This window comes from Paenibacillus brasilensis (assembly GCF_009363115.1).
In the GTDB taxonomy this organism is placed as follows: domain Bacteria; phylum Bacillota; class Bacilli; order Paenibacillales; family Paenibacillaceae; genus Paenibacillus; species Paenibacillus brasilensis.
Genome location: NZ_CP045298.1, coordinates 761,027 through 784,028, shown reverse-complemented (window position 1 = coordinate 784,028; position 23,002 = coordinate 761,027). Strand labels below are relative to the sequence as shown.

Genomic DNA, 23,002 nt, shown 5'->3' with positions numbered 1-23,002 from the left:
TTTTATGACATGGCAGTATCAGGATTTAATAGATGAATTCTATTTGGATGTAGAAAAGTACAAAAATGAATATTATAGTCACGATGAAGCAATCAACATTACTTTCAATGAATTTTATTCTGAAAATATTGTTGATGAAATGGAAAGAGCGCTAATATATATTCTATATGCAGAGCTTTCATTGCAAAATCCAAGGATTTACAATAAAACAAAACAAGTTCTTTTACATGAATTAGAGTCAATAGATCTAAATAGAATTAGAAGCCAAATAATAGATGGACAACTAAATCAAGAGCAATTTGAAGAAATATCAATTCGTAAAGATGAGGTAATAAAGAAGCTAAAACTGATGCCTATCGATTCGTGTAATCAGGCGAGATGGTACTATACGGAAATTAGGAATGCAGTTAGTAATTTCTATTTAGAGCTCGTTACCCAGAATATGGATAGTGATGAGATCATAGATCAGGTGCTGTCAAGATATAAGAGGGGGTGCGATCGAACTCCTAGTGTAAAAATTACAGTGTATATTACTTTGGCTGAAATACTATTGAAGAATAATCAAACTATTTCTAAAGAAATTATTGATGAAATAAGTGGTTTTAAAATGGATTCAATTAATGAGGAACTTAGCTTAGATGAATTAACAGATTTATCAAGAGCCGTTAAGAATGTATTAGAATAATATTCTGGTTCTGATAAAAACAATCTACTCACAATATTACTAATATCACCACAATGTGAGCTAACCGCCGTATTGTGGTTTCTTTTTTTTCGCCGCTCCATTCTAAAAAATATAATCATTTAAGTGGCGGCTTTTCAAGAACACCCCACCCAGTGCCGAATGAACCCATCATTCAACCAATAACACATATAACCCATGTAATACCCGTATAAAGATTTCTTCATTTCGGTTGTACGCACATCAAATGCTTTAATTTTATAACCTAAATAACGCTATTCCGTTACGTTGAACAGGTTGGTTATGGTTAGATACCATCATATTTGACCTGTTTTTTGTTATCTTCGTTTTCTTGCGTTTTTTTCAAATTTACTTGCAACTGTAGAATACGCCGCCCCGATAGATAAGCTGTCTAAACCATCGCACCTTCTAGGATGGATAGCCCGACCATTAATATTGTCAGGACTTATCTGCATATTGTCCACAACGAATGGACTACTTGCCGCGATGGTTATCGTGAATAAACAAATCTGGTGACGACCAGTTGACATAGACAGGTAAGGAGACGTTTCGGGCTAGCCGCCTTCCCTACTCCATAGCCGCCCGATAGCGGTATAACAGCACAAGAAGGAAGGAATTGCAGATGAAAACGAAGTACAACGACTTCTGGTTCGTTAAGAATAATAAGGCCGCTAATGCGTACATGGATGATGTTGCCAAGGAGAGTAACTTTACAGGGCATCACAAGGGGTATACCATCCTGCCGCATAAAATCCATCGGTGTTACGGTTTAAGTCCGTATGAGAAGCTGGTTTTCGTCGATATTGTCGCGTATATGAGCGACCAGAGCCAGTGCTACCCCACTATTGAGATGATTGCCCGAAATCTAGGATGCAGTTCCAAGTCCGTAGAGCGTCATATTGCAAAACTGGCAGAGAAAAGGCTGATTCTGGTGAGTCAGAGCAAGAATAATACGTACTACCTGCCGAACTATCTTCACGTTCATCCTTATTTGCTCGTGTCAGAGAAGACTCATGAGTTCATTGGAAGTGTGAGGAAGCAGGTAAACGAGAGAGAACTGACGCTGTGGATTCAGGAAGTCGTAAAGAGTGACGATTACATGGCATATACCGCCCGACTCCAAAGACTTCATGAAAGACGCTTGCCGATGGACAAATTCGCTGAAACGGAAACATTGGCTAGTTACACGCAGTTCCTGATGACCGCATTTGCCAAGCGATTTCCGCCAGATGTCAACGGAGCATAATGGAGAGTCTCTTATTTCAGCGGACTCTCTGTCCAGATAGCCGTCACACGGTCGGTTCAAGGCAAGAAATCAAGGCTATAGACTCTGTGTCTATGATTTCGACAGAGAGTCGGCAATGCTAGACAGAGAGTCTGAATCGTAGACGTAGAGTCTGTTGTGAACCGTCCGATAGTCTCACTAATAAGAATCATAAATAAGATTCAATTCAAGAAGAATCAAGCTAAGAATCACTTGAAAAAGAAACAGCAGACACGCCGTTGGCGGTCTGCGATTTCGGGGGGAGCTTCTTGATTTTTGGACGGAGGGTAAAGACGGCGGATAACTCTTTATAGATACTTTACTCAAGAGTCAAAGATGAAGTTCCGCCGCCGCTCCGCCCTGTCGGACGGCTCGCTCAATGGCTCTGAAAATGCAAAGGAAGCTTTTACAGGCGTTTTGATGCATTGACAATAAGTGGGTGGCGAAAATAGTAGCATGGCTCTACGAGCCTTATAGAAGGCATATGAGGTTGATGCAACCCTACTCGTCTTCTGCTGAGACAATAAGTTGGTCAACGGTAATATCCAATGCTTCACAAATCTGTTCCAACGTGCGGATATAAACTCTGTCTACAGAATCGGAACAGAGATGATTAATTGTCGCAATCCTCATGTCCATCGAAAGGGCAAATTGTCGTTGTGAAATACCGCGTTCCGCTAGTATCTCTCGTAACCGGATACGAATTTTCATAGTTCCTCCATTACCTTTAAGCGTAAATACACTAAGTATAGCACAGTATGGTCAGAAACACATTGTACTATACGCTTAAGAGTGGTATATTGGAATCAGATATAACACTCTTAAGGGTTTAAACCTTAAAGCGTAACGTTAATTCTGATTATCGTAACGGTGGGGGGAGGAAACAGCGTGAATGTCATCGGATATGTTCGAGTATCGACACAAGGACAAGCCAAAGACGGCTACAGTTTATCGTACCAACAAGACGAAATCCGTTCTTACTGTCAGGAACAAGGATGGAACTTACTTCACATTTTTACTGACGAAGGAATCAGTGGAGCGAAGATTGACGAGGATACGCTTGAGGTTGACAGAATCGGCTTTCAGGACATGTTATCCGCCCTGTCTACTCAAACCATTGATGCAGTTGTCGTACTCAATACAAGCCGTCTCTGGCGGTCTGATATCGTGAAAGTTCTCGTTCATCGAGAGTTCAAAAAGCATGGCGTGGATGTTCGTAGCATTGAGCAACCGACTTACAGCATCTACAAGAAAGACCCATCTGATTTCTTAATCAATGGGCTTATGGAGCTGCTTGACGCATACCAACGGCTTGAAATCTCGATGAAGTTAAGTCGAGGACGCAACAAGAAAGCACAGCAAGGCGGCTACGCAGGAGGTCGGGTGGCGTTCGGCTACAAAGCAAAGAAAGGTCAGAAGGCAATCGAAATTAATCTTGATGAAGCCACCGCTGTACAGCGATTGTTTGAACTCAAGGAATTATTTCCTGACTGGTCATTATCTCAATTAGCGTATCAAATGAATGATGACGGCTTTACGACACAACAGGGCAAGAAGTTTACAAAGGTACAGATTAAACGCATCCTTGATCGCCGACCGTTGTACGAAGGTACTTATTTCTATGGTGGCATTGAAGCCAATGGGCTTCATCAAGCCATTATATAGGCGGTGGAGGCATGGAGCAGATGGAAATCTACAATGGCTACGTCGAACAAGAAGACAGCTATTACAAGAAACTCGAAACATTGGAACAATGCCAACATGCGATATTTGACCATATTCGGCGGATGGCAGAAGAAGTACTGCTAACCATCCACCAATTGGAAGACAAGGTACGTTTGGAACTTCTACATTTGAAATTGTTAAAAGCATATCTGGCTTTTGAACTGAAATAACTTGTGACTTTCAAGGCAAGGAATAGAGAGGCTTGCGTCCCATTGCGAACCGAACGGTTAACGCTTGAACTGAGGTTGCCCCTATTCTTTACCCATGTCACGACAGAATCCGTAATCAGAGGTGAAGTCTTTTGAGTCATTACAAGCAGTATCACATCTATGTCGGTCTGGATTTACATAAAGCCCACCATACAGCGGTCATCATCAACTGTTGGAACGAACGGCTAGGTGAAATCCAGATTGAAAACAAACCGTCTGCCTTTGATAATCTGATGAAGTTCGTTAAGAAGCATACGGCAAAGGGCTTGACCCCTGTTTATGGATTGGAAGATACAGGCGGCAACGGCAGAGCCTTAGCCGTTCACCTTGTCGAGAAGAAGCAAATTGTTAAGGAAGTCAATTCAGCATTGTCTTACAGTGAACGAATGAGCCATGCGACTACGCAAAAGAGCGACAGTTGGGATGCATTCTGTATCGCCAAGGTACTCCTTGCAAGGCTCGATGAACTGCCGGATGCGAATCCACAAGACTTGTATTGGACATTAGGTCAATTGGTAGCAAGGCGGAATGCCATCGTCAAACATGCTAGTGGCTTGAAGAATCAAATGCACCAACAATTAAGTTATCACTATCCGTCTTACAAGAAGTTCTTTTGTGACATTGACGGTAAAGCCGCCCTTGCCTTTTGGGAGAAGTATCCTGCTCCGCATCAAGCGTTAACGGTGGGGGTGGATGAACTAGCGGAGTATTTACGTGAAGCGAGTCATAACACATGTTCCACCCGTAAGGCAGAAGAAATACTGGAATTGGTGAAGCAGGATGGTGAGACGAAGCGGAACTTCCAAGAATACAGAGACTTCCTCACCGTCAATATGGTCAAGGATATGCGGAGAAGTCGAGAACTTATCAAGCAAATCGAGGAACAGCTTCGGGTGGTATTGGCAGAGACTGATTACAGGCTAGAGTCGATGGACGGAATCAGCACCGTTACAGCGGCGGAACTGATTGCTGAAATCGGAGATATTCGTCGCTTCTCCAACGCTGATAAGCTAGCCCGTTTTGCCGGAATCGCTCCTGTCCGCTTTAGTTCGGGCGGCAAGGGCAAAGACCAAGCCAGTGGGCAAGGTAATCGTGTACTGAATGCCATCTTCCATAACCTAGCCGTTCAGCAAATCCAAGTAGCCAAAGGAAAGAACAAGACACTGCGTAATCCCTTGTTCTACGAGTTCTACAGGCGTAAGCTAGCAGAAGGCAAGACCAAGAAGCAAGCCCTCATATGCGTCATGAGAAGGCTTGTAAACATCATCTACAGCATGATGAAGCACAAGACAGAGTATAGGGCGGCAAGTCTGACAGAGCGTCAAGCAAGCTGATATAATGGTGGTAATTGGAAACTCAATTAACCACCTTCTTTATTCCCAATTTTAAGATTACAACATAGGGGAAGGGTAAACCTGATCCAAATGTAAGGCATGGAAAAGTGTTTCCAACGAGAAAAATTAATTTAGCAACAGAAGGACACATTATTGATAGAGTTAAAGAGTTAAGAAGTAAACTTTCTAATAGGATTAAGGATGTGCTAAATTTTGCTTATGCGGAAGTAGATATAAAGGGAATAGATAAAAAAGAATTTTATTCACACAGTAGCTTAAATGGAGATAACAAGGCAAAAGACTACGCTAATTTCTCGTTAAAGCCACTTAAACCAAAGTATGAGGCATCCCTTGCACCAGATAGAGGCGGGAATATAAGATTAAGAGATAATGATACGGAGTATAAAATTCTAAATGATTTAGCTGCCAGATTAGATAAATTACCAGATCCATCAAATGTTCGTGGAAAAATAAAATTATTCACTGAATTAGATACCTGTGCAAGCTGTAGCAGAATCATTGAGAAGTTCCACAAAGATTATCCCAATATTGATATTGAGGTAATTCATAACGGTGATGAATTAGTTCATCCATAATAGGTTTATAGGGAGGAAATAAAAGTGAAACGAAACTATGAGGCATTATTTGGTGCATTTTATGAAAGCTACTTTGATTTTAAATGTGAGAGAATGAGTAATGCTGAAGCACTTGTCTGCACATCGGAGGCATACTTTGATATGCAGAAAAGAGGTGAAATGGAGAAAGCAGTAATATTTATCGCAGAAGGAAGGATTTATTTAACACATTCAAAAATTTTTATAAAATCAAAAGAGAAGATAGTTGATGCATTGAATTCATTGGATTTAAATAAGTTGCAACTTGAAACAACTCCAGATGAGTATCAGGATATATTAGAACGAAGAGATATGGTACTAGATGGAATTGAAAGTATACCTGTAGATTATAGTCCGTATACAAGGTGGTACTACAATGAAATGGAGGAGGAAGTTAAAAACTACTTTGGGATTATTATTAATGACATGAAGAATGCAAGTGAGCTTATTGAAGACGTAATGGGGCGATTCGAACGTGAATGTAGGAGTACATTAAGTGAGAGAATTGTTGTTAAAACAACACTTGCAGAACTGCTTATCAGACATGGTATTAAGGCAGAAGGGGAATTTCTGAAAATAAAAAGCGAATTAGAGCAATTCGATTTGAGCGAAGTCGGTCAACAATTAACAGAATCCGAGAAGTCAGATCTCTATACCCGAATCAAAGAAGTATTATCTAAACTTAAAAATTTATAATTAAATGGGTCTGTCAAGAATTTTGTGTAACCATTTACAATCCCAACAACAGGATCGTACAATACAACCAACAAACCAAACACTAAACAATTAACAAACACTTGATAAACTTTCAAAAGCTCTTTCCAACTTGAATCATGAGTAGGAATGAGCTTTTTTTGTATTCCCAAAATCAAAGGAGGACGAAACCAATGGCAAAAGAAGTACAGGCAATAGTAGAGGAGACAGGATTAATTGCACAGGCTCAAGCAGAGTATGAAGCGATTAGAACACAAATTGCGGGGCATTACCAGCAAGCCAGAGAGTTAAGAAACCAAGCAGACAAGCTGAAACAATCAGGACGAACGGATGTACAGGTAATGACAAAAGTCCATCAGTTGCTGGACCAAGCAGAGCGTCTGACCTCGTTAGCAGATCAGCTATACGGTCATGCAAGGCTGGAAGCGATTCGGCAGATGAACGATTTAGAGATTGAGGCTTCTGTTTTGAAGGAGAAGATTGCCTATAACGAAAATATGTTGGCTCGACAACAAACAGAGCTTGAAAAAGTGAAAGAAGAAGCCGTAGCAATGATACGCCGCGCAGAAGAAGAAATGAAGGAAACAGCAAGATGTCTGGCTGTTCAATCGGAACGGTTATCTGAATTGGAGGGATAAGCCAATGAAGTCATTGAGTCCAAAAGCGTTAGAAGCACGTCGGGAATACAGAAGACAATATGAACGAGAATATCGGCGCAAATGGCGGCAGAAGCCGGAGAATCGTCTGAAAGCGAAAGAGTACGAGCGCAGATACTGGGAACGCAAGGCATAGCAATCCAGAGCACAGCATACGCAGCTAGGCGCTCTTAGACGCTGCACCCATTCAAACGTACAACCAAGGACATTTTACCTGAGCAGATACGAAACCACGAGAGCAACCAAATACAACAGTCACAAGAGGAAGTAATACAATGACGAAACATGAAGAATTCTTATGGGAACTGGTGCTTCACGAGATCGAAACGAAAGCAGAACTAACAAAGATAGCCTTTGATTGCCTGACGTTTATCGCTCAAAAAGGACAACAGGAGGCATTTCAGTTGCATCAGCAGCAGAGGGCGGAGCATAGAAAGCAGCAATTAGCAGAGCTTGATTGTTGAAACCGAATGAAGAAGCATATGGAGCATGTAGTGAAAACAGCTAGAGAATGTCCATGTGCAGCAAAAAATAAATAGATAAACAGCTTGGAGGCAAAATGCCCTCCCCCGGTCAAGGAAACGATACCCCATGATATGAGGCTAGGCGGTGAAAGAATGGGAAAACGGCTGTGCGGAGCGAAGACGAAAAACGGAGAACCTTGTAAAAAAGCAGCGTTATATAAACCGCAATTAACAAACCAACAGCATCACACCAATCGCCTAATCGGGTAATGAATAGAAAGATCAAACCCAAGGTAGCGATAAAAATGAAGAGCGAAGAAATCGAGCAACTGAATAAAGCCATGAAAGATACAGCCGATAAACGACTTTATGAAAGATACCTGGCCGTTCGTCTTCGTCTGGAAGGACACACGTTTTCGGAGATCGATGATCTACTCGGTCGCATGCGTCAAACCGTCAGTATCTATTGGCAGAGCTACCAAGAGCAGGGCCTTACCGGACTGGAAATAGGACACTCCCCTGAACAACCGCCTAAGCTTACGGAAGAGCAACGCATCCAATTAGCCGCTATGCTGGAGCAGCAACAGCCAGCCGATGTAGGCTTTGAAGCTCGCTATACCTGGACCCTACCGCTCGTAGCGGAATGGATCAAGCGAAAATTTGACGTTACGATGAGTGTGCGTGGAATCAGCGCCATGCTTAGACGCATGAACTTCAGCTTCACTAAAGCAACCTATTATACACTGGCCAAAGCTGATGAGGAGACCCAAGCGGTTTTCCGTAAGCACACCTTTGCCCAGCTTAAAAAGCAGGTGGAAGCCGAAAAAATCGATCATCTGCTGTTTGAAGACGAATCGATGATTCGTTCCTATCAGGCGCTGCAATATACCTGGTTTCCGCGCGGCAAGCAGCGTAAAGTACCAACGTATGGGAAGCATGAAGGAGCCAAGTTATTCGCCGCGATTAACTATGAAACCGGACAGGTGCATCACCGTGAAGAAGAAAAGGCCGATGTGGACGCTTTTATTCGCTTCCTCCAGGATCTTCTGTCGGCGTACCCTAATGGAACAATGGCTATCATTCTGGACAACAGCCGGATTCATCATGCCACCGGGTTACAACCTTTTCTGAAAGAACATCCGCACCTTCATTTGGTCTTTCTACCGCCCTATAGTCCCAACCTGAATCCGGTCGAGGGACTATGGCTGTGGCTTAAATCCGACGTAGTCAATAACGTCTTTTTTGAAAAGTTCTACAAGATTAAGCTTCATGTCGGCCAGTTTATGAAGCGAATCAATAAGCAGCCGTTGGAAACGATTGATCGCCTGTTGGTCAGGTTATAATCTTAATTGCGGTTTATATAGCTTATTTTAATATAAATCTCCCCAATGTAAGCCTATACATTTTTTAAAATAAAAAAAATGACATATGATTAAAAATAGGAATAAAGTCACTAGGACTATAGTCGCTTGTTTAGTGAATTACATATTCTTTTATTCACGGAAATTCGACATTTTTTATGAGGTACGTGACTCTAACGCTCTATCAGTGAGGTTTGCACAAATGTGCTTGTCTTTCATCAGGTTTTCTTTTTGCTCGTCCTAACACGCTGAAATCAGTTCGATTAGATTAGAAAATTTGCATACATATGTATAAAAATGAGTATTAGTTCTTAGAAACTCCCTTTAATTCTGTAAATTGACAAAATATAAAGCAGTAGCTAATATGGTTTGGGAGTACGGGAGATTTTGGAATTTATAAAGGGGTAATGCGTTTTGATGAAGAGACTAGATAACAGAGGTAGCAACAAAATGAGGTGGAGCCAAACGATCTTTGCCGTGCTGGTGGCGTTTAGTCTGGTGTTATGCAGTGGGGGTAACGCGTGGGCTTCATCTAATGAACAATTAAAATGGATAGAGGGCGGCAGAAAGGTAGACTTGGGAAATGTGGCTGAGGTCGATTTGGATCCTTCGCTTCTTTTTTTAGATGCGGCTAACACGGCAAAGGTAAGCGAAATGAATCACGACAAGCCATCTGGCAAGGAAATTGGAAGTATATTTCCTAAAGATGAAAATCAGAATTGGGAAGTAGTTTTTGAATATTATGAGCTTGGGCATATCAAGGACGATGAAAAAGAAGACATCGACGCAGATGCCATTCTGGATAGCTATAAAGAAGGTACAGAAGAAAGCAACAAGGAAAAAGCGGAAAGTGATCGCCTTTATGTAACGGGCTGGGATGTAGAGCCTTTCTATAATGAAGCCACTCATAATCTAACCTGGTCCATGCTGGCGGAGGATGGGAACAAGGAGAAACTGATTAACTACAACGTTCGTTTGCTCACCCGTCAAGGTTATATTTCTGCAATCTTAGTATCCGATCCTGCGCATTTGGATGCGGATAAGAAGTTTCTGAGTGAGAAAATATTACCCAGGCTGACAGTCAAATCAGGCGAGCGATACGAGGAGTTTGATGCTTCGACCGACAAAATTTCCGAATATGGCCTGACCGGACTGATTTTGGGGGGAGCAGGCTTGGCGGTAGCCAAAAAAGCAGGATTGTTGTTATTGCTGGCAGGACTCTTCAAAAAGTTTGGCATTCTGATTTTTGCTGCTGGTGCAGGTGTTTTAGGTGTGATAGGCAAGTTTTTCGCAAAATTGTTTCGTAGAAAAAAATCAGAAGCAGCGCAGGATGAGACGAATGACCGCGAACATACAGAGACATTGCCATAAACCAAAGCTGACATGACTTAATAAATTAACAAATGTACCTGAACAGATGATCATGGTGGGAGTAGGCCCCGTGAATCATCTGTTTTTAGTTTGTTTTACTTGCTACAATAAATATATTGTAACCGCCGTATCCTTTGGGGATGCGATTCCGTCTACCTTAACGAAACACCCGAACACAAATGGACTGAGCAAAGGGGGGCCCCCAAACATGGCCTTTGTGATATCCGAACGGATGAAAAATGAATCGTCCCCACTTAAGGGAGATGAATTATTGCAAAACGTGCTTCCTGCGCTCCATCGCTACTGTCTTTCGTTAACAGGTTCAGCATGGGATGCCGAGGATTTGGTACAGATGACCATCCTGCATATGCTGCAATCTGAGAAGAATCTGGATGAGGTGGAAAATAAAGAGGCTTATTTAATCCGTTCCGCGCGGAATAGATGGATTGATCATATTCGCAGGCAAAATGCCCAGAAGCGCCTATCTGTCTCTGGCGAAAAAGAGTTTTCCCAGCGGCATGAGGAGCCTTCTCGGTATTGTAATGAAAGCTACACACCAGATCTGGAGCTGGCGCTTCAATATTTAAGTACACATGTATCGCCATGGCAGCGAACCATCCTGGTGCTGAGAGATGTATGGGGCTATACGGCCCCGGAGACGGCAGAGCTGCTGAATACGACGGAGGGCGCGGTAAAAGCTGCTTTGAGTCGAGCACGCGCTCTACTTGCTCAGAAGCACAGGGAGGGCCATAAGCTGGAATCCGTATCCATACCTGCGCTTGAAAGAGAAAGAGAATGGCTTAAAGCTTATTTGGCGGCCTTTCGCGCCGGAGATGTACAGCGCTGGATTGCGCTTAGCTTGAACGATGCTGCTGAGCCGATAGCGATTGCCGGCTCTGTGCTGTATCAGCGCTTTTATCCTTCCGGTACTCTGATGAATTCCCATACGTCTCATGACATCAAGGCAATGATGGTCGCTTAACAAGAAGGGAGTTTACGCCCATGAGCACCATTCCTTATGTAATTGAGCAAACGAGCCGAGGAGAGCGAAGCTATGATATTTACTCCCGGTTATTAAAGGATCGTATTATTATGGTATCAGGTGAGATTGAGGACCATATGGCCAATGTCATTGTAGCTCAGCTACTGCACCTCACTGCTGAGGATTCCGAAAAGGATATTCAGATGTATATTAATAGCCCGGGTGGGTCTATTTCGGCAGGATTTGCCATTTACGATACGATGCAATTTGTGAAAAATGATATATCTACCATATGCACAGGCATGGCAGCGAGCTTTGGTACGATTTTGCTGACTGGAGGGACCAAAGGCAAGCGAATGGCTTTGCCCAATAGTGAGATTATGATCCATCAACCGCTGGGCGGAGCGAAGGGTCAAGCTTCTGATGTGTTGATTTATGCCGAGCGTCTGATCAAAAGCCGACAGCAGCTCAACCGTATTTTGGCAGATCATACCGGGCAGCCGCTGGAGCGGGTGGAAAAAGATACGGACCGGGATCACTTTCTTACGGCTGAAGAAGCGGTAGCCTACGGCTTGGTTGATCGGATCGTTACACGTATCTAACTGTTTTTGAAAATTTTATATGATCCCTCGCTAATTCTGAAAAAATTCAAAGTTTGTTCATTGCAATTGATGTGCAATAGGATTATAATTTCAGACGGATTCAAAAGGCTATCCCCGAATCCATGGGAATGATCCCATCTGAGCTTGCCTATAGCATGCTCAAATAAGAATTAAGCGAGGGATTTATAATGAAAACCTGCTGCACCATCCAAGTTGACGAAGACAGTTTAGTTATTGATTTGCCAGAAGAAGGAACTACGCTAGAGTCCCTGCTCGGTGATATTGAGAGTTGTGGAGGCAGTGAAGAACCTTGGCTGCAACTCATAGACAAGGTCATGGGCAACTCATCTGAGACTGTACTGACAGATCAAGTGACGGATGGCGGCGACATAAAGAAGGACCAGACGACCCAAGAACCTCAGGCAGCCGCTAAGGGGTAATAAGGAGATCAATCACATACACGACGTTGTACAAGACTGCTATACCGAGCTAAAGGCATCGGGATGCAGTCTTTTTTTAGGTTAATAAGTTGTAAAAGTCTCTTGGATATCAGCTAAAATCCGTCAATTTTCGCGGCTGTTAAATGAGTCTTTTGTCCCTCCAGTCTGCTGGGGTAGCAAACAAAGCAAATAAATATCCCGAAATCGTGACTTCTAGTTCATTTTCCACCATAAAGTCGAAATGTAACATGAAACTAACTATAATAGTAGTAGCATCCATATACAGGTAAGTAACATCGAATGTTGGACCTGATCCTCTTGTTGTATGAAGGGGGGGGGGCGTAAGACAGATAACAACGTACTGATAACATTTTATTAAGAGAAAGGAATGTGTAAATGATGAATGGGCAATGGGTCCTGCCAAGGATCGCAAAAAAGGTTGCAGTGATGCTGACTGCAGTATTGCTGTTAACGTTAACGAATGGATTTAACTGGAACACACAAACAGCAAAGGCTGCTGGAACGACTCCTGTGGAGCGTTACGGACAACTCTCAGTGAAGAATGGTAAATTGGTAGATAAAAGTGGAAAGCCTGTACAGCTCAAAGGGATCAGCTCTCATGGGGTGCAATGGTTTGGGGATTTGATTAACGAGGATTCGATGAAATGGTTGCGGGACGATTGGGGCATTTCCTTGTTCCGGGTTGCGCTGTACACTGAAGAAGACGGTTATATTTCAGATCCTTCATTAAAAAATAAAGTGAAGGAAGCGATTGAGGCAGCAAAGAAACTGGGCTTGTACGTCATTATTGACTGGCATATTCTTTCGGATGGCGATCCGAACATTCATAAAAATGAGGCCAAAGCCTTCTTTAATGAATTTGCCACGCAGTACGGCCATTTGCCAAACGTAATCTATGAGGTAGCCAATGAGCCGAACGGGAATGTGAACTGGAATAACCAAATTCGACCTTATGCTGCAGAGGTCTCCCAGGTCATTCGTGCGAAGGATCCGGACAATATTATTATTGTAGGAACAGGCACATGGAGTCAGGATATACATGATGCAGCAGACAATCCACTTCCAGACAAGAATACGATGTATACCGTGCATTTCTATGCGGGAACACATGGACAATATTTACGCGATCGAATCGATTACGCACTGAATAAAGGTGTGGGTATATTTGCCACCGAATGGGGTACAAGTGATGCTTCAGGTAACGGTGGTCCGTTCCTGAATGAAGCCAAGGTGTGGACTGATTTTCTCGCCAGCCGTGGCATCAGTTGGGCAAACTGGTCGCTGGCAGACAAGAATGAGACCTCTGCTGCACTGCTGCCTGGCGCGGACCGTAAAGGCGGATGGCCAGCTTCACAATTATCGGCTTCCGGTAAATTTGTAAAGCAGGCGATTTTGGAAGGCTCCAGCAACAATGGTGGGAATCATGGTGGCGACAACGGTGGGAATGGCGATAATGGCGGCAACAATGGTGGCGATAACGGAGGAAGTACACCAGGCGGTGACAATCAAGGGATTGTGCTGCAATATCGTACCGGCGATACGAATGCTAAGGATAACGCCATCCGACCTGAATTTAATGTCAAAAATACAGGTACAGCAGCTGTGAAGCTGAGTGATCTGAAAATTCGATACTATTACACAGATGAAAGCAAACAAGCCCAGCAATTTTTTGTAGACTGGGCCAAGCTAGGCAATGAAAAGGTAAAAGCGACTTTTGTAACATTGCCAAATTCGAAGGGCAAGGCTGATAAATATGTGGAAGTTTCTTTCACCGATGGAGCAGGAAGTATTCAGCCTGGCGGGGAAAGTGGAGAAATTCAGCCCCGCATTCATGCTGCGAATTGGAGTAATTTTGATGAGACCAACGATTATTCGTATGGTGCTAACCAAACTGTATTCGCAGACTGGGATCATGCCACTGTATATCAGCAGGGTAAGCTGGTATGGGGGATAGAGCCCTAAAATCTGGCCGTAGCCTCAGCTAGCTCGGAAGGAGTAAAGAATATGGGACTTTAGGTTGCAATCTTTTGAGGATTTGGAGTATAGCGTATGCGCCTTTGGTATATGGAGAATGGAACTTTAGGAGTGAATCATCGACACTTTAGTTCCGGTATATATACTACCAAAGTACCATATTCTATTCGACTTTCGTGGTACTTGAAATACTCCTCAAGAGCTTCCTCAACTAATTCCATAGTACAGAAGATCCGGTCCCTTTGGACCGTTTCTTAACAACAACCCCCCGCTATTGCGATTACAGGCAGGCGGGGGGTTAATGTTTTGGAAGCTTTGCGTCCGTTCAACCGTGTTTATGCCAAATTAAAAGCTTTGGCCAGCAGACGGTAGGACTGAACACGTTTATCAAAGTCATGAATGGAGGAGACGACCAACAGCTCATTGGTACGATACTGCTCAGCCAGTCTTAGCAGTTGTTCCCTACATTGCTCAGGTGTCCCTACAACACGCCATGCTGCGGACTGACGCAGCCGCTCGCGGTCAAACTCCGTGTATGGATAGGACATTGCCGTTTTCACTGACGGGAGAGAGCTCATTTCTTTGCCCTGCATGAGCAGCAGGAAATACAAACTGGCACTGGATGCCAGCTGCTCGGCTTCCTCTTCAGTTTCCGCACAGGCTACAGTAACCGCTGCCATGGACCGGGGCTTATCGCCCAGGATGGAAGGCTGAAATTGCTCGTGGTAACGCGCGGTAGCTTCCACGCCGCCCGGAGTGCCGAAAAATTGGGCAAAGGCATAGGAAGCACCCATCATAGCGGCCAATCTGGCACTTTCCCCACTAGACCCAAGCAGCCACATTTCAGGAATCGTTGGTATCATCGGAGAGGCATGAAGCCCGGCAAAACGATGATTGTCAGGCACGGAATCATGGAAGTAGTCGATTAAATCGAGAATCTGCTGCGGATATTGCTCGACGGATTGGTACTTGCCTTCCTGCAAAGCACGGGTAGCCAGCGGCAAACCACCAGGAGCACGCCCTATTCCCAGGTCGATGCGTCCTGGATGGAGCGCCTCCAGCAGCCGGAAATTTTCAGCGACTTTATACGCGCTGTAGTGAGGCAGCATAATGCCGCCTGAACCCACACGCATACGTGATGTATGAGCAGCCAAATGCGCAATCAGGACCTCAGGACTGGAGTGCGCTAGTGTTTTGGACGCATGATGCTCGGATACCCAATAACGGCTGTATCCCAGTTGATCAGCTTCACGTGCTAAATCTGTTGTATTGGATAATGCATCATAAGCGGTACCGCCTTCAGGAATATGAGACTGGTCCAGTATACCCAGTTTAAGCATTAGCAATCACCTCTTACACAACTGTATCAGTCACAACTCATTAGGTCAAAACTTAGAATAGGAAGGTTGGAGTTTCAGACCCTTTTCGTTATAATGAAGGTTGTGCAGGATGAGAGAACATCCTTGCTTTTGGAGAGGGGAACGAAATTTGTGTTAAGAACACCTTTGGGGCGTGTCCGACTCATGCTCTGGATTCAGGCTATAGCGTATTTGGCGATACTTTTCGCTCACCAGCCGCTGCAAGCTGCGGGCTTGACTCAGGCGGTTATGGTGATTGGTAATATATACCGGGTGAGCTTTCTGCTCCTCCTCGTCGCTTTGATCTATGGCAAAACTGCGCTGCATTGGCCCATCCGGCGGCCGCTGTTTATTATGTTTGCATCCTTCATTCCGTTTGGTCTGATGATTATGGATTTTGTTTGGGTGCGAAAATGGACAGGAGATTCGGCAGCCAAACAGCGAGCTGCATCGTAACATCTGAAGGTGTATACGGTGAGCAGTGTCGCGGACTTGCCTGCAGTTGCGGGGCTGCCCTCGTTAAACTAAAAAGAGCATTACGCAACTGGGATGGCTGAACTGGTCCCGTTTGAGGCGTAGTGCTCTTTTTTACATCGAAAAATTAACTTAGTGCTAATGTTTTAACTAAAAATTCAGCTGTCTTGCGTCTTTGGAAACCTTCAACCCAATGTCCCGTAAATGGGTAAATTTCAATCGTTTTCGGTGATTCAATGCGATTATAAGCGGCGAAAATGGTCTCTGGCATGCATACAGTATCTTTAAATCCCACCGATACCATCACCGGGATGCGAATGCGATGGGCCAAATTCATGACATCAAAATAACTCAATGTATGTAGTACCTGCTCCAAGTGCTCAGGGAATCGGTTGGCGAATTCGGCAGCTTCCATCAGCGAACTGGTGGAATTCATCATGCCAAAATCCATATGACACATATTAGGAATGTCAGCCACCGTAACAGCAGCTTTATTGCTGAGCGCCGCCACCATTAATGAAAGTCCGCCGCCTTGGCTTGCGCCACTGATTGCGATTTGGGTTGGATTCACATCGGTCTGCTCTGCCACCCAATCCACGGCTCGAAGGGCATCGGTCGTAATGGTTTTGTAGTAACAGGTATCCTTATCCAATATTCCTTTCGTTATCCAGCCTTTAACCGTACCGTGAGGATCATCCAGACGGTCTCCCGTTTCTCCCCCCTGACCACGTACATCTACCGCCAATACAGCGAAGCCAAGCATCAGCCAGGAGGAATAATCTTCAGGATAGCCCTTTCCGCCAGTATAGCCATGAAACAGAACGATACACGGCAGCTTTTGATCTCCGGCAAATCGGGGGCGTACATACCAGGCATGCAGTGGCGTATCATCCACCCCCTCAAAAGTAACCCGATAGGCAAGCATATGGGCATACGGCGTGTCTACTGGTGTTTTGAACGCACGTATAGGCTTAGCGCGTACTTCTTCCAACATTTTGTCCCAGAATAAATCCATATCCTTCGGGGTAGTGAGGTCCGGTCGATACTCCGTCAATTCGGCAATTCTTTTTTCAATAACATTCATAATAAAAGTTCTCCTTCATATAGAATGAATTATTCCTTAAGCTCTATCCGGTAAAGTGGACTCCTCCAGCTCTCTCAGCAGCTCAAATGCCTTATCGTTGGTGTTTCCACACGTATCCTCATCAGCAAGAAATCCACTGCATACGGCTGGACGCTCAGGTTTGCCAAACAATTGACAACGGTAATCCGAAGTGAGCTGAGGGCAAGGAACGTCAGCTGGTTTTCCATCCGGCATGCCGGGAATAGGGGATGAAATCGTAATAGCAATACAGCATGCGGCACATCCGACTCGACACTCCAGTTGGGGTCACTCCTTATCATCTGTTATTTTTGTTACCTATGCATGAAGTGACTTCAATGAAGCCATAATGTGAGGATGGCACAAAAAAAGCAGGAATACAAGGATAACTGCATATAGACACACTTTTCATTCAAGGGGCATAAATCGTCGGAGAGACACGTAAGATGGTATCAAGTCCCTAAATCAGCGTGCCATTATGAGGTAATATTAACCAATTGTCCTCAGTGTGTTCAAAAAGAGTTCGAGTGGTTAATAATAGAACACAACGATAAAAACTTAAACGAGGTGACGTAAAATGAGTTGGTTATGGGCATTGATTGTTGGTGGTATTATTGGTTGGTTGGCAGGAATTATCGCAGGTCGTGATGTTCCGGGTGGTGTAATTGGCAATATCATCGCGGGTTTTATCGGTGGATGGTTGGGAAGCTTGATTCTGGGGAACTGGGGTCCTGAAATCGGATCATTCTACATCGTTCCTGCATTGATTGGTGCGATTGTGCTGGTTGTGATCGTAAGCTTGATCTTCCGCTCCGTTGGACGGAGCAGAAGCTAACTTTATGAATCATTGAATAGATTAGCCTCCATGAGGCAAAAGGACAAAATAAAAGAAGCTGCTTCCGCAAAGGTTCGTCAAGTGAACCTTTGCGAGCAGCTTCTTTTATTTTGGATAAGGGTATCCGTTTCTTATTGAAAGCGCCCAATGAAGCCACCCAACGGGGGACCAAGCAGACGAACGGCTTGTATACTGATCTGACTGAGCGCGTTGGCCGCATTGCGAATGTCCGGTGTGAACACCTGAGCCCGCAAGGCTGAATAAGCCGGGTTAAAGATACCATCCATCAATCCGTATAATGCAAGTCCAACGAACAGAAACGGCATTTTCATTCCGTCAGTAAACATCAGTACCGCTGCAACGAACATGAGTCCGAACCGGGCAATATTCGCAAACAAAAGAAGGCGGATTCGATCAATTCTGTCGACAATCATCCCGGCAAAGGGCAAAATAAGTACGTTAGGCAGCATATAGACAGTCATCGCCAATCCCATGATCGTAGTTGAACCTGTCAGGGAATAGATGACCAGTGGCAAAATAACGGTTGTGACGGAGCTTCCCAGCATAGCAATCCAATGTCCAAGCCACAGCAGGGTGAAGGCTTTGGACTGCCTTAGAGGCGAAGTAAAGGTAGCCCAGGCTGAGTGCTTTCCGTCAGATGAGGTGGCGAATAGGGTTGAATTTTGGGTTTCCATAATCACACTCCGTTAGCAATTCGTAAAATGCAGTATGTATTATTTCTCACAATTAAAATTGAGGTAAATAGGACAGAACTTCCATTTGAAACCTATTATACGAAATCACGGGTGTAAAGGTACAGAGAAAGTTGCTGTGATAGCTGAGTACATGAATAGCTTGCTTCTGAATGAGTCAACCTAGGATGAGCTGTGGAGTACAAATATGATATAACTTACCTTGTACATAGGGATTATTGGATAAAAGCATTGACGTGCAAAAATGAATGATGTACTATTCAATGAGCCAGCCACGTGCTAGGTGATCAAGAAAAAGGAAAAGAGTGTGGTTAACATGAAAAAATTTAACTTTTTGCCGATTATACTTATCGTGATGGCTTTGCTGGTTTCGGCCTGCGGTAACAATGATAAAGGCGCTAATACGAATAATGCTGCGACCGGAAATACCGGAGCTAACAGTGGAAAAGCAGATACAACCGCTACAGCCACGCTTGAATCTGTAAAAGCGAGCGGCAAGCTGCGAATTGGCACGGAAGGAACCTATGCTCCGTTTTCCTACCATGATGCTACTGGAAAACTGACAGGCTTTGACGTCGATATTGCGACTGAAGTGAGCAAACGTCTGGGTGTCCAACCGGAGTTTATCGAGACACAATGGGACGGTATTTTCGCGGGATTGAACTCCAAGCGGTTCGACACAGTATTCAATGAAGTGTCCATTACAGATGAGCGCAAGCAAAAATACGAATTCTCCGATCCATACATTGTCTCCAAGGCAGTTCTGATCGTGAGCGAAGATAATACGGACATCAAAAAATTTGCTGATCTGAAAGGTAAAAAGTCCGGGCAATCCCTGACCAGCAACCTGACTCAAATCGCGAAAAGCAACGGTGCGGAAATTGTAGCAACGGAAGGATTCAACCAAGCCATTGACCTGCTGACATCCAAACGGGTGGATGCGACCGTCAATGACGGATTATCCTATCTCGATTTGAAAAAGCAAAAGCCTGATGCTCCTATCAAAAAGGTGGATGAGTCCGCTGACGCTTCACATAGCGCAGCTGTTTTCAATAAAGGCAGCGAAGATTTGATCAAGGCAGTAAATAAAGCGCTGGCTGACATGAAGGCCGACGGTACGTACCTAAAAATTTCCGAGAAATATTTTGGAGCCGACGTATCTAAGTAATAATGCTTCACAAACCTATCTTTTTAAAGGATGTCTGTACAATGGATGAACGCCAGATACAAATCATTATGGATTCATTATTGCCTCTGCTAAAAGCAGGGGTTTCTTTTACGATTCCGCTCACCCTGATCTCCTTTGCTTTGGGACTTGTGCTGGCACTGATTACTGCACTAGCCCGGCTGTCCAAATGGAGAATACTCAAGCTGATCTTCGGCTTCTATGTATGGGTGATTCGAGGAACGCCTTTGCTGGTGCAATTGTATATTATTTTCTACGGTTTACCTTCCGTGGGTATTACACTGGATCCGTTCATTGCTTCTGTGATCGGCTTTACGCTCAGCGTGGGGGCCTATAGCTCTGAAATTATGCGAGCGGCCATTATTTCCATTCAGGAAGGTCAATGGGAGGCCGGATACTCCCTGGGGATGACGCGCTGGCAAGTGCTGCGGCGTATCGTGCTTCCGCAAGCATCCCGTGTATCTGTACCTCCACTCGCCAATTCATTCATCAGCTTGGTGAAGGATACTTCACTGGCTGCGACCATCACCTACGTAGAAATGTTCAGAACGGCTAACCAGATTGTAGCCACTACGTATGAACCGTTATTGGTGTATACCGAGGCGGGAGTGATTTACCTGCTGTTTAGTACCATATTGACTGTGCTGCAAAATTATTTGGAAAAGCGACTGAGCCGTTTTTCCGTTAGATAAAGGAGATTGTACCGGTGATCCAAATTCGGAATATACACAAATCGTTCGGCTCGCTGGAAGTGCTGAAGGGTGTTAACGTGACACTGGATAAAGGGAAGGTGCTTGTGATCATCGGTCCGTCCGGCTCTGGAAAAACAACGCTTCTGCGCTGTTTGAATTTACTGGAGGTTCCTGATCAGGGGGAGATCCAAGTAGGGGATATAGCCCTCAATTTTGCCACAGGAACGAAGCTGCGGCAAGAAAGCATTTTGGCATTGCGCAAGCGGACAGGTATGGTGTTTCAATCCTACAACCTGTTCCCGCATATGACAGCAGTGCAAAATGTGATGGAGGGTCAAGTCACGGTTCAGAAAAAGAACAAGGACGAGGCGCGCAAACGTGCATTGGAGTTGCTAAAAAAGGTGGGACTCGCGGATAAAGCGGAATCCTATCCGCATCAGTTGTCGGGAGGACAGCAGCAACGTGTCGGTATTGCCCGGGCAATGGCGGTCGAACCGGAAGTGCTATTGTTCGATGAGCCAACCTCCGCGCTTGATCCCGAGTTGGTAGGCGAGGTGCTCAAGGTTATGAAGCAGCTGGCTGCCGAAGGGATGACGATGGTCATTGTCACACATGAAATGAAATTTGCAGCCGAGGTTGCCGACCATGTAATTTTGATGGATCAGGGTGTAATCGTTGAGCAGGGTACGCCGCATGAGGTTCTGGAGCATCCCACCAGTCCACGAGCTATTCAGTTTTTGAATCGTTTGAGCGGGGAAGCGGAATAAAGGCATTAGGGTGTTTATTAAATATAAGCGATTAGACTGAATAAAAAGGCAGCTACAGCCGGGCATTGAAAAATAAAGCCTCGCACCAGTAGCTGCCTTTTACTCATTTATTCAATTTTAATGTAAGTAAAAAAATAATCAACAGAATACAGCAGCCTGCTATGAATGGAGCAAACAAATTTGTATCAAATAAAAATCCTGCTAGAGTAGGGCCTAAAATATTCCCGACACTCATATAGGCATTATTCATACCGGCTACATAACCTTGCTCATTCCCTGCCATCTTCGATAATTGTGTATTAAGAGCTGGACGAAGCATAGCTGTGGCAAAGAAAATAAGGGAAGTGACAAGGAAGATACTCCAAAAATCTTTGGCGAAAAGAAATAAAATATAAGCAACTGAGGTGAAAAGAAGCGATCCTTTGATCACCCTTTTTTCACCAAACTTATTGATTATCTTAGCAACAACTAATGCTTGCATACCGACTCCGATCACAGCACCTGCGGTCAGAATGACAGCAATATTTTGCGGTGAAAATTGAAAACGGTTCGTTACATATAAACCAAGAACAGATTCAAAATTAGCGAGTCCAAAGGTCATCACCAGGACAAGCACAAAGAGCATCGTATATTTTGACTTCAACGATCTCGCGTATTGTTTATAAATAGATTCCTTCTGAATAATTCTTGCCCGCGCTGCTTTCATTTGCTCTTTCGATAAACTTTCTGGCAAACAAAACACTGAAAAAATAACAGCAGCTATAGCAGCACCTGTCGCTGCGTAAAGCGGCACTCTCGTTCCGTATCCTGCAAGAAGACCACCCAGTCCAGGTCCAATAACAAATCCGAATGACATGGTTGCGGCGAGCAGGCTGTTCCCTTTGGCGCGTTCTTCGGTTGTTGTAATATCCGCTACATACGCCATCATGGGTGGAACAATCAGGGCTGCTGCCACTCCTTCCAGAAGTCTAGAGGTATACAGCATCCACAGCTCATCTCCAACAGCAAAGATAAATTTAGCCACAGCAAAAACAATAACACCTACGACGATAAAAACTTTTCTCCCATATCGATCAGACAGCTGTCCAGTCAGGGGAGAGAGCAGGAATTGCGTTATGCCATAGGCTGCTACCAATAAACCGATCGCCTGCCCACTGGCACCAAATTCAATGATCAGTTCTGGCAGGATGGGGGTAATTAAACCAACGCCCACCATAACGATGAAGATATTAATCATTAGGATTCCAAGTATTCTCTTCATGCAAAAAAACCTCCTTATCCATTGATTTCTGGATAGGAGGTAGACGTACGAACAAGAAGATACACTGCTCCCGTCAAAGAAGCAATGCTCTTATCATTAATACCCAAAGCCTACACTAATCCTATCCAGAAAATTCGTAAGATTACGATTTTTTTCTTTGGTGGAATAGGATTAGTAGAT

At 44.2% G+C, this 23,002-nt stretch carries 26 protein-coding genes and 1 pseudogene; 21 read left to right on the top strand and 6 right to left on the bottom strand.

The window, feature by feature from the left end:
• Positions 1 to 4 precede the first annotated feature (4 nt).
• The gene (locus tag GCU48_RS03600; protein WP_152379083.1) at positions 5 to 685 is read left to right on the top strand and encodes an Imm3 family immunity protein; all 681 of its coding nucleotides are present in this window, start codon (positions 5 to 7) and stop codon (positions 683 to 685) included.
• Positions 686 to 1,325: 640 nt separating this feature from the next.
• Positions 1,326 to 1,949, top strand: coding sequence for a helix-turn-helix domain-containing protein (locus GCU48_RS03595; RefSeq protein ID WP_152379082.1), 624 nt, complete (start codon positions 1,326 to 1,328; stop codon positions 1,947 to 1,949).
• A 519-nt stretch (positions 1,950 to 2,468) separates the two neighbouring features.
• Here the strand turns inward: GCU48_RS03595 and GCU48_RS03590 are convergent.
• Complete coding sequence (locus GCU48_RS03590; protein ID WP_061828714.1) at positions 2,469 to 2,678, bottom strand: helix-turn-helix domain-containing protein; 210 nt, start codon at positions 2,676 to 2,678, stop codon at positions 2,469 to 2,471.
• A gap of 177 nt (positions 2,679 to 2,855) precedes the next feature.
• Here GCU48_RS03590 and GCU48_RS03585 point away from each other — a divergent pair, with 177 nt between their 5' ends.
• The 14 genes from GCU48_RS03585 to GCU48_RS03525 all read left to right on the top strand — a co-directional run bounded on the left by GCU48_RS03585 (position 2,856) and on the right by GCU48_RS03525 (position 14,422).
• Entirely contained in the window at positions 2,856 to 3,632 is a 777-nt protein-coding gene (locus tag GCU48_RS03585) for a recombinase family protein (RefSeq protein WP_152379081.1), read from the top strand.
• 11 nt (positions 3,633 to 3,643) lie between these two features.
• A complete protein-coding gene (locus GCU48_RS03580; RefSeq protein WP_152379080.1) occupies positions 3,644 to 3,862 on the top strand; it encodes a hypothetical protein in 219 nt (72 codons plus the stop codon).
• Positions 3,863 to 3,993: 131 nt separating this feature from the next.
• A complete protein-coding gene (locus GCU48_RS03575) occupies positions 3,994 to 5,235 on the top strand; it encodes an IS110 family RNA-guided transposase (protein ID WP_152379079.1) in 1,242 nt (413 codons plus the stop codon).
• Positions 5,236 to 5,342: 107 nt separating this feature from the next.
• Positions 5,343 to 5,831, top strand: a complete 489-nt coding sequence (locus tag GCU48_RS03570; protein ID WP_152379078.1) for a deaminase domain-containing protein — start codon at positions 5,343 to 5,345, stop codon at positions 5,829 to 5,831.
• A gap of 24 nt (positions 5,832 to 5,855) precedes the next feature.
• Entirely contained in the window at positions 5,856 to 6,545 is a 690-nt protein-coding gene (locus tag GCU48_RS03565) for an Imm3 family immunity protein (protein ID WP_152379077.1), read from the top strand.
• A gap of 191 nt (positions 6,546 to 6,736) precedes the next feature.
• Positions 6,737 to 7,201 carry a hypothetical protein gene (locus GCU48_RS03560; protein ID WP_152379076.1) on the top strand — a complete coding sequence of 155 codons (465 nt, stop codon included), beginning with the start codon at positions 6,737 to 6,739 and terminating at the stop codon, positions 7,199 to 7,201.
• A gap of 4 nt (positions 7,202 to 7,205) precedes the next feature.
• Positions 7,206 to 7,355, top strand: coding sequence for a hypothetical protein (locus GCU48_RS26745; protein ID WP_167518639.1), 150 nt, complete (start codon positions 7,206 to 7,208; stop codon positions 7,353 to 7,355).
• 139 nt (positions 7,356 to 7,494) lie between these two features.
• Positions 7,495 to 7,683, top strand: a complete 189-nt coding sequence (locus GCU48_RS03555; RefSeq protein ID WP_152379075.1) for a hypothetical protein — start codon at positions 7,495 to 7,497, stop codon at positions 7,681 to 7,683.
• Positions 7,684 to 7,988: 305 nt separating this feature from the next.
• On the top strand, positions 7,989 to 9,026 hold the full coding sequence (locus GCU48_RS03550; protein WP_152379074.1) for an IS630 family transposase: 1,038 nt from the start codon (positions 7,989 to 7,991) through the stop codon (positions 9,024 to 9,026).
• Positions 9,027 to 9,494: 468 nt separating this feature from the next.
• Complete coding sequence (locus GCU48_RS03545) at positions 9,495 to 10,415, top strand: DUF2167 domain-containing protein (protein WP_152382096.1); 921 nt, start codon at positions 9,495 to 9,497, stop codon at positions 10,413 to 10,415.
• A 208-nt stretch (positions 10,416 to 10,623) separates the two neighbouring features.
• A complete protein-coding gene (locus GCU48_RS03540; RefSeq protein ID WP_152379073.1) occupies positions 10,624 to 11,397 on the top strand; it encodes an RNA polymerase sigma factor in 774 nt (257 codons plus the stop codon).
• A gap of 20 nt (positions 11,398 to 11,417) precedes the next feature.
• Entirely contained in the window at positions 11,418 to 11,999 is a 582-nt protein-coding gene (gene clpP, locus GCU48_RS03535) for an ATP-dependent Clp endopeptidase proteolytic subunit ClpP (protein ID WP_152379072.1), read from the top strand.
• A 188-nt stretch (positions 12,000 to 12,187) separates the two neighbouring features.
• Positions 12,188 to 12,439, top strand: a complete 252-nt coding sequence (locus GCU48_RS03530) for a hypothetical protein (protein WP_025718093.1) — start codon at positions 12,188 to 12,190, stop codon at positions 12,437 to 12,439.
• A 396-nt stretch (positions 12,440 to 12,835) separates the two neighbouring features.
• Positions 12,836 to 14,422 (top strand): cellulase family glycosylhydrolase, encoded by a 1,587-nt coding sequence (locus GCU48_RS03525; RefSeq protein ID WP_152379071.1) that lies wholly within the window; start codon positions 12,836 to 12,838, stop codon positions 14,420 to 14,422.
• A 347-nt stretch (positions 14,423 to 14,769) separates the two neighbouring features.
• Here the strand turns inward: GCU48_RS03525 and GCU48_RS03520 are convergent, their stop codons facing one another.
• On the bottom strand, positions 14,770 to 15,774 hold the full coding sequence (locus GCU48_RS03520; protein WP_152379070.1) for an LLM class flavin-dependent oxidoreductase: 1,005 nt from the start codon (positions 15,772 to 15,774) through the stop codon (positions 14,770 to 14,772).
• A gap of 150 nt (positions 15,775 to 15,924) precedes the next feature.
• Between GCU48_RS03520 and GCU48_RS03515 the strand changes: the two genes are divergently transcribed.
• A complete protein-coding gene (locus GCU48_RS03515; RefSeq protein WP_152379069.1) occupies positions 15,925 to 16,248 on the top strand; it encodes a DUF3817 domain-containing protein in 324 nt (107 codons plus the stop codon).
• A 145-nt stretch (positions 16,249 to 16,393) separates the two neighbouring features.
• Here the strand turns inward: GCU48_RS03515 and GCU48_RS03510 are convergent, their stop codons facing one another.
• Both GCU48_RS03510 and GCU48_RS27640 read right to left on the bottom strand, forming a co-directional pair.
• The gene (locus GCU48_RS03510) at positions 16,394 to 17,350 is read right to left on the bottom strand and encodes an acetylxylan esterase (protein WP_152379068.1); all 957 of its coding nucleotides are present in this window, start codon (positions 17,348 to 17,350) and stop codon (positions 16,394 to 16,396) included.
• Positions 17,351 to 17,386: 36 nt separating this feature from the next.
• Positions 17,387 to 17,650, bottom strand: coding sequence for a YkgJ family cysteine cluster protein (locus GCU48_RS27640; RefSeq protein ID WP_244316243.1), 264 nt, complete (start codon positions 17,648 to 17,650; stop codon positions 17,387 to 17,389).
• Positions 17,651 to 17,945: 295 nt separating this feature from the next.
• On the opposite strand from GCU48_RS27640, the gene GCU48_RS03500 reads away from it, so the two are divergent.
• Positions 17,946 to 18,203, top strand: a complete 258-nt coding sequence (locus GCU48_RS03500) for a GlsB/YeaQ/YmgE family stress response membrane protein (RefSeq protein WP_025718080.1) — start codon at positions 17,946 to 17,948, stop codon at positions 18,201 to 18,203.
• A 146-nt stretch (positions 18,204 to 18,349) separates the two neighbouring features.
• Here the strand turns inward: GCU48_RS03500 and GCU48_RS03495 are convergent.
• Positions 18,350 to 18,898, bottom strand: a pseudogene (locus GCU48_RS03495) (MFS transporter); the annotation flags it as partial.
• Between the two features lie 334 nt (positions 18,899 to 19,232).
• Between GCU48_RS03495 and GCU48_RS03490 the strand changes: the two are divergent.
• Genes GCU48_RS03490 through GCU48_RS03480 form a run of 3 tightly spaced genes read left to right on the top strand, consistent with a single transcriptional unit; the run spans position 19,233 to position 21,561 of the window.
• Positions 19,233 to 20,084: an amino acid ABC transporter substrate-binding protein gene (locus GCU48_RS03490; RefSeq protein WP_152379066.1), complete on the top strand. Its 852-nt coding sequence runs from the start codon at positions 19,233 to 19,235 to the stop codon at positions 20,082 to 20,084.
• 41 nt (positions 20,085 to 20,125) lie between these two features.
• On the top strand, positions 20,126 to 20,794 hold the full coding sequence (locus GCU48_RS03485) for an amino acid ABC transporter permease (RefSeq protein ID WP_010347341.1): 669 nt from the start codon (positions 20,126 to 20,128) through the stop codon (positions 20,792 to 20,794).
• Positions 20,795 to 20,808: 14 nt separating this feature from the next.
• Positions 20,809 to 21,561: an amino acid ABC transporter ATP-binding protein gene (locus GCU48_RS03480; RefSeq protein WP_025718074.1), complete on the top strand. Its 753-nt coding sequence runs from the start codon at positions 20,809 to 20,811 to the stop codon at positions 21,559 to 21,561.
• Between the two features lie 103 nt (positions 21,562 to 21,664).
• Here the strand turns inward: GCU48_RS03480 and GCU48_RS03475 are convergent, their stop codons facing one another.
• Complete coding sequence (locus GCU48_RS03475) at positions 21,665 to 22,822, bottom strand: MFS transporter (RefSeq protein ID WP_152379065.1); 1,158 nt, start codon at positions 22,820 to 22,822, stop codon at positions 21,665 to 21,667.
• Positions 22,823 to 23,002: the final 180 nt, after the last annotated feature.